This is a genomic window from Streptomyces sp. NPDC040545 (assembly GCF_055595065.1).
The window spans coordinates 73,400-82,150 of record NZ_JBVIWA010000029.1; the positions used below are offsets into that span (position 1 = coordinate 73,400).

8 protein-coding genes are annotated in these 8,751 nt (G+C 71.3%); 3 read left to right on the forward strand and 5 right to left on the reverse strand.

All coding sequences use genetic code 11. The features are described from left to right. Positions 1–188: 188 nt before the first annotated feature. The 3 genes from ACZ573_RS35305 to ACZ573_RS35315 form a co-directional block, all read right to left on the reverse strand. The gene (locus tag ACZ573_RS35305) at positions 189–1,268 is read right to left on the reverse strand and encodes a lytic polysaccharide monooxygenase auxiliary activity family 9 protein (protein WP_471312446.1); all 1,080 of its coding nucleotides are present in this window, start codon (positions 1,266–1,268) and stop codon (positions 189–191) included. Between the two features lie 535 nt (positions 1,269–1,803). After that, the gene (locus tag ACZ573_RS35310; RefSeq protein ID WP_471312448.1) at positions 1,804–3,843 is read right to left on the reverse strand and encodes a protein kinase domain-containing protein; all 2,040 of its coding nucleotides are present in this window, start codon (positions 3,841–3,843) and stop codon (positions 1,804–1,806) included. Between the two features lie 166 nt (positions 3,844–4,009). Next, positions 4,010–4,588 carry a hypothetical protein gene (locus ACZ573_RS35315; RefSeq protein WP_471312451.1) on the reverse strand — a complete coding sequence of 193 codons (579 nt, stop codon included), beginning with the start codon at positions 4,586–4,588 and terminating at the stop codon, positions 4,010–4,012. Here ACZ573_RS35315 and ACZ573_RS35320 point away from each other — a divergent pair. Next, positions 4,587–4,985, forward strand: a complete 399-nt coding sequence (locus tag ACZ573_RS35320; protein ID WP_471312453.1) for a DUF899 family protein — start codon at positions 4,587–4,589, stop codon at positions 4,983–4,985. The genes ACZ573_RS35315 and ACZ573_RS35320 overlap by 2 nt on opposite strands. 115 nt (positions 4,986–5,100) lie before the next feature. Here the strand turns inward: ACZ573_RS35320 and ACZ573_RS35325 are convergent, their stop codons facing one another. Then, positions 5,101–6,468, reverse strand: coding sequence for a mycothione reductase (locus ACZ573_RS35325; RefSeq protein WP_471312455.1), 1,368 nt, complete (start codon positions 6,466–6,468; stop codon positions 5,101–5,103). A gap of 226 nt (positions 6,469–6,694) precedes the next feature. Here ACZ573_RS35325 and ACZ573_RS35330 point away from each other — a divergent pair, with 226 nt between their 5' ends. Further along, positions 6,695–7,645 (forward strand): SDR family NAD(P)-dependent oxidoreductase, encoded by a 951-nt coding sequence (locus tag ACZ573_RS35330; protein ID WP_471312458.1) that lies wholly within the window; start codon positions 6,695–6,697, stop codon positions 7,643–7,645. 73 nt (positions 7,646–7,718) lie between these two features. Here ACZ573_RS35330 and ACZ573_RS35335 read toward each other — a convergent pair whose 3' ends face one another. Then, positions 7,719–7,964 (reverse strand): hypothetical protein, encoded by a 246-nt coding sequence (locus ACZ573_RS35335; RefSeq protein WP_471312460.1) that lies wholly within the window; start codon positions 7,962–7,964, stop codon positions 7,719–7,721. 339 nt (positions 7,965–8,303) lie between these two features. Between ACZ573_RS35335 and ACZ573_RS35340 the strand changes: the two genes are divergently transcribed. Then, the gene (locus ACZ573_RS35340) at positions 8,304–8,519 is read left to right on the forward strand and encodes a DUF6243 family protein (protein ID WP_382546418.1); all 216 of its coding nucleotides are present in this window, start codon (positions 8,304–8,306) and stop codon (positions 8,517–8,519) included. Positions 8,520–8,751: the final 232 nt, after the last annotated feature.

The window sequence follows — 8,751 nt, forward strand, 5'->3', positions numbered from 1 at the left end:
GTCGGCTCGGCAGGGGCACGGCCGCCGTCCGTATCGGTCACATCGAGACCCCGATCGGTCATCGATGTCGAAGTCCCGGCAACTTCGGCGGGGTGACGCGAGGGGGCGGCCGCGGCTTCGCGCGGCCGCCCCCCATGGACCCTCACCCGTTCCGCTGCCCCCGACCGGGCATTCGGATCCGGAAGGCGTCAGTGGAACACCACGTCACACACGGACAGGAAGAATTCGCCGGTGTTGCCGCCGTTGCCGCCGTCGGGGGTGTTCGGGCCGCCGTGACCGCCCCAGACATGCACGATCGCGGCCCGCCCGCTTCGGGTCGGGAGGGTGGCGAACTCCCAAGAGGTCGAGTCCTCCTCACGCGGGGCTCCCTGGACTTCGACCAGGAACGGAACGGGCTCCAGGTCCTCCCATGACAGTCCGCTGCGGGGGTCCCACCCCTCGCGGGTGAGGAACCAGCGGTGTGACCAGGTCTCGTCGGTGTGATAGGCCATGTAGTCGTACGAGAACGTGTGGCTTGCGGCCGAGGCATCCAGCCGGGTCGTGGGCCAGTCGCCGAGATCCGCGCCGGGAACAAGGTCGAGACCCGCGAACTCCGGGTTCCCTGTGGAGGCTACGGTGTTGCCCTCGAAGAACTTTCGGTACTCCAGATAGCGCAGGGTGTGGTTCCAGGGGTAGTCGGCCAGCATCCGGTCGGCGCCCGGCAGCACCTCCTGCCAGGTGCTGCTGCTGTTCTCGGCCCGGGCCTTCGCGCAGATCGGAGACGGGTCCTCGTCCCTGATCGCGGCGGCGGCCCGGCTGCGCGGATCATTCATCGTGCCGTGACGCGGAGAGCGGTCGGCGCCGGACTTGGCGCCCCGGGGCTTCGGAGGGGCCGACCAGGCCACTGCGGCGGCCGCGGCGACGGTGACCTCGTTGGTGAACGGGGTGAACGAACCGTCGGCCTTGGCCCGGATCTTCACCCGGTATTCGGCGTCGGGCTCTTCACCCAGGTCCACCCAGTGGGAGTTGGACGGGGACCAGTCCCAGGCCGGCCAGTGGAGGAACACGGTCTGCCGGGCCTCACCGTTGATCCACACCTCGTAGAGGTGCGGGTAGGGAGCGTCACCTTCGTTCCAGTCCGCCGGCGGGGGCCAGGTTCCGTGGTCGGGCTGATTTTCACCGATTTGCCACCGAAGGTGGATGCCGAACACCTGGTGGTCGCCGTCGGATCGGTGCCTGATGTCGGCCAGGAGCCCGGAGGGTGCCTGGATGTTGGCGCTGCTGCTCATGAAGTCCTTCTCATCCGGATCCGAAGGAGATCAGCGGCGGTCGCGGAGCCCGGAGCGGCCCGAGCCCGTCGTACGCCGGTCACCCGCAAGGACCGCCTCACGGCCATCCCGGCACGACGGGAGCGCACAGCCATGCTGTTTCTCCTTCGAAGAAAGAGGATCTTGGCTTCTCGATCCTTGCGGATTCCGGCACGGTCGTTCGGCCGCGCCGCACACGTGATCGTTTCTGCGCGCCGGTCCGTGACCCGGACGGCTCAACCTGTCTCCTTGCCTGCGCCGCGCATTGCGCTCGCGGTGGGGTGGGGCTGAAAGCGGCGAGCCCCTTCGTGGAGTGATGGCCCACTGAGGTCGGAGACAACTGACGGAGCGGATCCGCTCCCACCACCCCGACCGACCACCACGCGGCGCCGTACTCGATGACGGAGGAAGTTCGTCTCCGCCCACCGGCTGCACCCGCTCATCCGACGAGGTGACGGTGCGCGACCACCCCCGGGGGCCGTCCGCGAGGTCATCGGCTTCAACGACATGCAGGGCGTCAGCGCCAGGCGGGATGCCCCTCGGTGGTGGCGCCGGTGGTGAGCTGGCGCTCGCCGGTCTTGTCCGCGCGCACGGCCCAGATCACGGGCTTCTCGTACGGACCGCGGACGAAGGCCACCCAGGTGCCGTCGGCGGACCAGGCCGGGTCCATCTCATGGGCGCTGGTGGCGACCAGTTCACGATCGTCACTGCCGTCGGCGTCCACGAGGCGGATATCGCCCTGACTGCCCGTGCCGTATGTCCCCGCTGTGTAGGCGAAGGTGGCGCCGTCGGGTGACCACACCGGGTCGAGTGCCGGATGGGGCAGCCGGGTCACCTGCTGTGGGGCCCGGGTCGGGTCGGCGGGGTCGACCACGTGGATCTGCCAGTTCCCGGGCCCCGTCTGCAGGCAGACCGCGATGCTCTTGCCGTCCGGCGACCACGCGGGATCCTCGATCTGGCCCCCGCCCGACGTGAGCTGGCGGGCCGCGCCATCGGCGACGCCGACCACGAACAGCTGCTGTACGCCGTCCTTCATGCGCAGCACGGCCAGCCGGCTGCCGTCCGGAGACCAGGACACCCTGCCGCCGGCGATGGAGGTGATCCGCCGAGCGTTCGACCCGTCGGCATTGGCGGTCCAGACCGCCGTGCCCTCGGGTGTGCTGCGGGTGAACGCGAACGACCTGCGGTCAGGGGACCACTGGGGCAGGGTGTCGCATGCGCCTTCGCCCCCTGAGATGAGCCCCACGGGCTTCTCCGTCGCGGCGTCCCGGCGGGCGATGACGCCGTGGCACGTCCCGGGCCAGCCCGGGGCGGTGTCCTGCCGGATCAGCAGGGGATCGGCCGGGAACGGGGCAGGGGCAGGGGCAGATCCGGTGGGCATGGCGGCGCCGGGCCTGGAATCGTCCTTGGCGGAGTCGGTCCAGGGCCGCCACACGTACAGGCCGACGACCGCGAGAGACGCCACGAGCACCGCCGCCACCACCGCGCGGCGCCGCCGGGGCTTCTCCGCAACCGCCTGCGGCACCTGCGCGGGCGCGGGGGCGGGGGCGGGGGAGAGCCGCGCCGCGGGTCCCGTCACGGTGCGCGGCTGTTCCGTACGGGGCTCCGCGACGACGGGCGGGACGGCGTCCGGTTCCGCGAGGTCCTGCGCGGTGTCCGACGGGCCGTCCGGCACGGTGGGACGCACCGCCGGTTCCGGGGGCTGAAGCAGCTGCGTCGCCGCCTCCGGCAGCCAGGAGCCACCGTCCGGGTGGCGGACGGTGAGGGTACCGAGGAAGGCGGCCGGTGTGGGCCGTGCCGCCGGGTCCTTGGACAGGCAGGCGCCGATGGCTTCGCGGAGTTCACCGGGCACCGCGGTCAGGTCTGGCTCCTCGTAGACCACTTTGTAGTGTCTGGCCGCGGACGGGCCGTCGCCGAAGGGGGCGCCGCCCGCCGCCTGGGTGAGCACCACCCCCAGAGCGAACATGTCGACCGCGGGGGTGAGCACGCCACCGCCGGTGAGCTGCTCGGGTGCCAGGAATCCCGGCGTGCCGACCTGCAGGCCGGTCTGGGTCAGGGACGTTCCGTCCAGGGCGCGGGCGATGCCGAAATCGATGACACGCGGTCCGTCCTCCGCGACGATGATGTTCGCGGGCTTGAGATCGCGGTGGATGACCCCCGCTCGGTGGATCGCCTCGAGTGCCTCGGCCAGGCCGGCGGCCAGCACGGTGAGCGTGTCCAGGGGAAGCGACCCGACGCGCGCCAGTACTGCTTGCAGGGTGGGACCGGGTACGAAGGCCGTCACCAGCCAGGCGGGCTCCCCCTCCGGGTCGGCGTCGACCACCGGCGCGGTGTGGAAGCCGCCGACCCTCCGCGCGGCCGCGACCTCGTCGGCGAACCTGCGCCGGAACCCGGGCTCGGTGCTCAGCTCGGGACGTACGACCTTGACGGCGACCGCACGGCCGGACCGGGAGCGGCCCAGGTAGACCACGCCCATGCCCCCCTGGCCGAGCCGTCCCACCAGCCGGTAGCGGCCCTCGCCGAGCGAGGTGGGATCACCCGTTTCGAGCGGCTTCACATGTCCCCCGTTTCACACCTTGCGCGATGAACAGCCTCTCCCTACCTGTCGTGCCGACCACCAGTCAAGCGAGGCCCTTGCGGAGACCCGACCGGGGCGCCTCCGGCAGCCTCGGGAGGTCAAGGGCTACGACGGCTCCCCGGCGACACCCTGTACGGAGCGCACATCAGTGCCGGCTGTTCACGAAGCCGATCGCGACCGCACCCCACCAGGCAACTTGGGATACAGATGCCGTCACGGCACCGCGGATCATCAGCGGGCGGGGGACGGGGCCGCTGTCGGCGGCTGCCAGCCGGCGGTGCAGTGCGGATGCCTGGACGCCGTTGAGGGAGAGCAGCAGGACGAGGCCGAGTTTGACGCACGTCATCGGCGAACTGAGATCGGGATGGAGGAAGGCGCCGCTGAAGAGCAGGCCGCCGAGGCCGATCCACACGGGTATGTGCAGAGGGGCGGTGAAGTCGAGAACCTCACGGAGGGTCTTGCGGCCGGTGAGCCACAGGGCGCCGTAGTAATCGATGGCGAGTACCGCGCCGAAGCCCAGGACCAGGGAGGCGAGGTGCACGAACAGCGCGGCGGTGTGAAGGGTGACATCGGCGCGCAGGTGGATCGCGATCCATGTCGTGGCTGCCCACCCGAGGCACACGGCGAGGGACGCCGCTGCGTTCCCGCACCATGAGGGGAGCTGGAGGAGCTCTGCTTCCCGTCCAGGTCTTCGTGGGGTCGCGGTGGCGTCGGCGGCGGACATGGCTGCTCCAGGGATCGTGTGCAGGGTGTACTCACACCAGCGAGGAGCGAGCGAAGGTAAGGCTCGCCTAAGTGTCAATGGTCGTCAAGGTGACCGTCCGCACAGTGGACAGGGGCTGTGCGGGCTCGCGCCGCGCCGCGCGCTCGCCCGGCAGCGCAGGGGCCTTCCCCGGGTGCGGGTCGAGAAGGAGTACAGGTTCGAGGAGGAGTACAGGTTCGAGACCGAGGACGGGACCAAGTCGCTCGCGGACCTCTTCCACGGGCGCTCGCAACTGCTCGTCCACCACTTCATGTTCGGACCGCCGTACGAGGCCGGATGCCCGGTCTGCTCCTCGATCGCGGACACCCTCGACCCCGACGCGGTCCACCTCAAGGCCCGCGACGTGACGCTGATCTGATCCTCGCGGGCGCCGGTCGGCAAGCTCCTCGCCTACCGGGAGCGGATGGGCTGGAACCCCCGGCCGAGCCGGCCCCGGCGGTGTGGTCCGGTGGCCCGCGCCTCACGGCGCCTCCTCACAGGCCGAGATCGAGGAGGGCGTTCTCCACGACCTCGGTGAGCGCCGGGTGGATCCAGTACGGGGACTTGGCGAGGGTCGTGGCGTCGATGCCGAGGGTCGCCGCCAGGACGAGGGGCTGGATGAGGGTCGGGGCCTGCTCGCCCATCAGGTGGGCGCCGAGGAGACGGCCGGTGCCGGGCTCGGCCAGCACTTTGCAGAAGCCGGTGGTGTCCTCCATCGCCCAGCCGTAGGCGATGTCCCCGTAACCGGCCATGCCCACCCGGTAGTCCAGCCCTCTGTCCCGGCAGTCCTGTTCGGTGGCGCCGACGGAGGCGATCTGCGGGCGGGTGAAGACCGCCGCCGGCACCAGTTCGTGGTCGGCGGCGATCAGGTCGTCCGGGTTGCGGAGGTTGTGCGCGACCACCTCCGCCTCGCGATTGGCCACGTGCTTGAGGGGGACCGGCGAGCAGATGTCACCGAGCGCGAACACGCCTTCCGCGGTGGTGCGCTGGTGGGCGTCGACGATCACGCGGCCGTCGTCGTGGGTGGCGATGCCGGCCGCTTCGAGGTCGAGCCGGTCGCTGTTCGGGACCCGGCCCACCGCGACGAGCAGCATGTCCGCCTCGACCGTCGATCCGTCGTCCAGGGTGAGCCGTAGCGCGCCCGGCCGGCCGCCGACCGCCGTGAGCTCCCGGCCGAGCCTGAGGTCGTAGCGGGAGCGGACCAGGTCGGTGAATCGTTCCCGCACCGTCTCGTCCTGCGGGCCGAGCAGGAGCTCCTCCTTCTCGACGATGGTGACGGAGCTCCCGGTCTCGGAGAACACATCGGCCAGTTCCGCGGCGATGTAACCACCGCCGAGGATCGCCAGGTGCCGGGGCGGAGCGTCGATGCGCATGATGGTGTCGGACGTCTCGTACGGCAGGCCCGCGTCCAGCACCGGCCCCGGGACCAGGGGCCGGCCGCCCGCCGCGATGACGATCTGACCGGCGCTGACGTCGACGGCGCCGTCCGCCCGGTCGATGCGGAGGGTCCTGGGGCCGGTGAACCGAGCCGTGCCCTCGTACACGGTGACCCAGTCCTGCCGCTCACGGCCCGTGCGGCCTTCGTCCCGTTCGGCGTCCAGCCGCGCGAAGACCCGGTCGCGCACCTCGCGCCAGCGCACCGACCGCAGCTCGGCGTCCACGCCGTAGGTCCCCGCTTCCCGGACGGTGCGGGCGACATGCGCGGTGTAGGCGAGCATCTTGCTCGGGATGCATCCGGCGTTCAGGCAGGTTCCGCCGAACCAGCGTTCCTCGACGACGGCCACGTCCAGATCGGCGAACGAGTCGACGACGACGGCGTTCCCGGATCCCGCACCGATGACGACAAGATCGTGGTGACGCATCCGGCCAGCCTACGAGGGCCTTCGCCGAGCCGGCGCGTCGGCGCGCTGGCGCGCCGGCGTCGCGTCGCCTGCCGCACCGTCGGCCGCCGTATGGGCGGGATGTCGGCTGCCCGGCGGGACTGTCGGTGCTCCATGGGCGATGTGTCGGTGGCCGCTGGAACCGTGGGTGCCGAGTTGCCGACGGATCAGTCGCAGCCGCCTTCACCGGCAAGGGAGCCCCGTGGTCATGTCGTCCGCATCCTCCGTCCCCTCTTGGTATGTCCAACGGCTACCGCGTGCCGAGGGCAGCGTCTTCCTGGTCACCGGCGGCAACGCCGGCATCGGGTACTTCGTCGCCGAGCAGTTGTCGGCAACCGGTGCCACCGTCGTACTCGGCTGCCGGAATCCCGCCAAGGCCGAAGCCGCCACCGCCTCGATCCGTGCACGCGTCCCCGGCGCACGGGTGCGGGCCGTACGGCTGGACCTCGCCGACCTCTCATCGCTCGAAACAGCGGTGGAAGCGGTGGGGGTGGAACGCCTCGACGCGGTGGTCCACAACGCCGGAGTCGCGCTCGACGACCCGCCGCGCAAGGAGACCGGGGACGGCCACGAGCTCATGTTCGGCACGAACCACCTCGGGCACTTCGCCTTGACCCGGTGGCTGATGCCCCTGCTGTCGGCCGCGCCGGCGGCGCGCGTTGTGACCATGGGCAGCTTCGCGGCGAAATCCGAGCGGCTCGACCTCGACGACGTGCAGTCCCGGAAGGCCTACCGGCCCAAGCGCACCTACGGGCGCTCCAAATTGGCGCAGATGTACTTCGGCATCGAACTCGACCGCCGCCTGGGCGCAGCCGGCAGCACGGTGACGAGCGTGGTGGTCCATCCCGGAGGCGCGCTGGACTCCCTCACCCCGTCACGGCCGCCGATTCATGTGCGAACCACCGGCGCCCGGCTGAGCGCGGCACCTGCCGCCCTCCTCGTCCAGGGCAAGCATGCCGGCGCGTGGCCCGCGGTCCGGGCGGTGCTCGACCCGGCTGTGCACGGAGGCCGGCTGTGGGTGCCGCGCGTCTTCGGCCTGCGGGGCGAGCCGCGAGATGAACCGGTGTGGAGCCACCTTGCCGACTCCTCCGTCGCGGCGCGGCTGTGGGACATGAGCTGCGACCTGACCGGCGTCGACCCCGCTGCCGTCCCCGGATAGCCGGCCAGGAGCCGCTCCACCCGACGGCCGGCCGCCGTGCCGATCTCGTGCCGCCGGATGATCGACGGGTTCGTCATGGGCGGGTCGCCCGGATGATCCAGGTCGCCGAGGCGTAGAGGACGCCGTCGTCGCTCTCGTGCGCGGTGAGGGTGGTTCTCAAGTCGTCGACGGCACGACGCCGGCCATCGGCATAGAGGCCGTCGAGCATCCAGCCGTGCAGGCCGAGGACGAACCGCTCCGCGTCGGCCGCGTCCTCCCCGAACCACATCGCCTCGCTGTGCGGCTCCAGCAGGACCTCCGTGAAGCCCGCGGTCGCCACCTGGGCCGAGGGGGCCGAGGGGGTCGTCCGGCAGTGGCCCGACGACCCCGCGGGCGCCACCCTCGACCCGTCGGAGATCGCAGAGACCCTGCGACGGGCGAGCTGGAGTGATTGAGCAGCGCGAGCGACGTCCATCCGCTGAAGGCCGGCCGCGGCGCCGGGGTGGCGAAAGGGTTGGCGTGAGGAGCCGGCGGAACGGGGTACCGTCTTTGTCATGTTCTTCCAGAGGCCGATCTACGAGTGAGGGCGTGATGGGCCCCTGCTGACGTCCTTCGACGTCGCCGCCCGTCCCCCACCGATGAATCCGTAGATCACTCCACATCATTACCGGGAGAACCCGTGACCGTGAGCAAGAACATCAACAACCCCGTGGGCCAGGGCGGCGGCCAGCGCAAGAGGCTGTCCCGCGCCGAACGGCAGAACAACGGTCCCCACCGCAACCTCGACCGCCGGGGCGCGGCCGACCAGAAGGCGGAGCTGGTGCGCAAGATGCGCGAGAAGGCAGGCGCGGCCGAGGGTGCCGGGCAGGCGGGGGACGACACCGCACAGAGCTGACGCACCGCCGCCGCCAGGGCGGCACAGCACGGGGCAGGGCCGGACCGCGACGCGCGGTCCGGCCCTGCTGCTCGATCCGCTCCCGCCGGGGGCTGGACGGACTCCGCGGACGGCTCGTCCAGACCCGCGACCAGATCCTGGATCGCGGGGTTACTTGGCGCCGAGGCCGGCGTCGGAGACCTCGGGCTTGCCGGCGGCCTTGAGGACCTTGTTGAGGAGCGTGAGGTCGTAG

Bases quoted from the DNA above. Each gene is read 5' to 3' on its own strand.
- ACZ573_RS35305 (WP_471312446.1), bottom strand. From the start codon at position 1,268: ATGAGCAGCAGCGCCAACATCCAGGCACCCTCCGGGCTCCTGGCCGAC.
- ACZ573_RS35320 (WP_471312453.1), top strand. From the start codon at position 4,587: ATGGCTGCTCCAGGGATCGTGTGCAGGGTGTACTCACACCAGCGAGGA.
- ACZ573_RS35315 (WP_471312451.1), bottom strand. From the start codon at position 4,588: ATGTCCGCCGCCGACGCCACCGCGACCCCACGAAGACCTGGACGGGAA.
- ACZ573_RS35325 (WP_471312455.1), bottom strand. From the start codon at position 6,468: ATGCGTCACCACGATCTTGTCGTCATCGGTGCGGGATCCGGGAACGCC.
- ACZ573_RS35330 (WP_471312458.1), top strand. From the start codon at position 6,695: ATGTCGTCCGCATCCTCCGTCCCCTCTTGGTATGTCCAACGGCTACCG.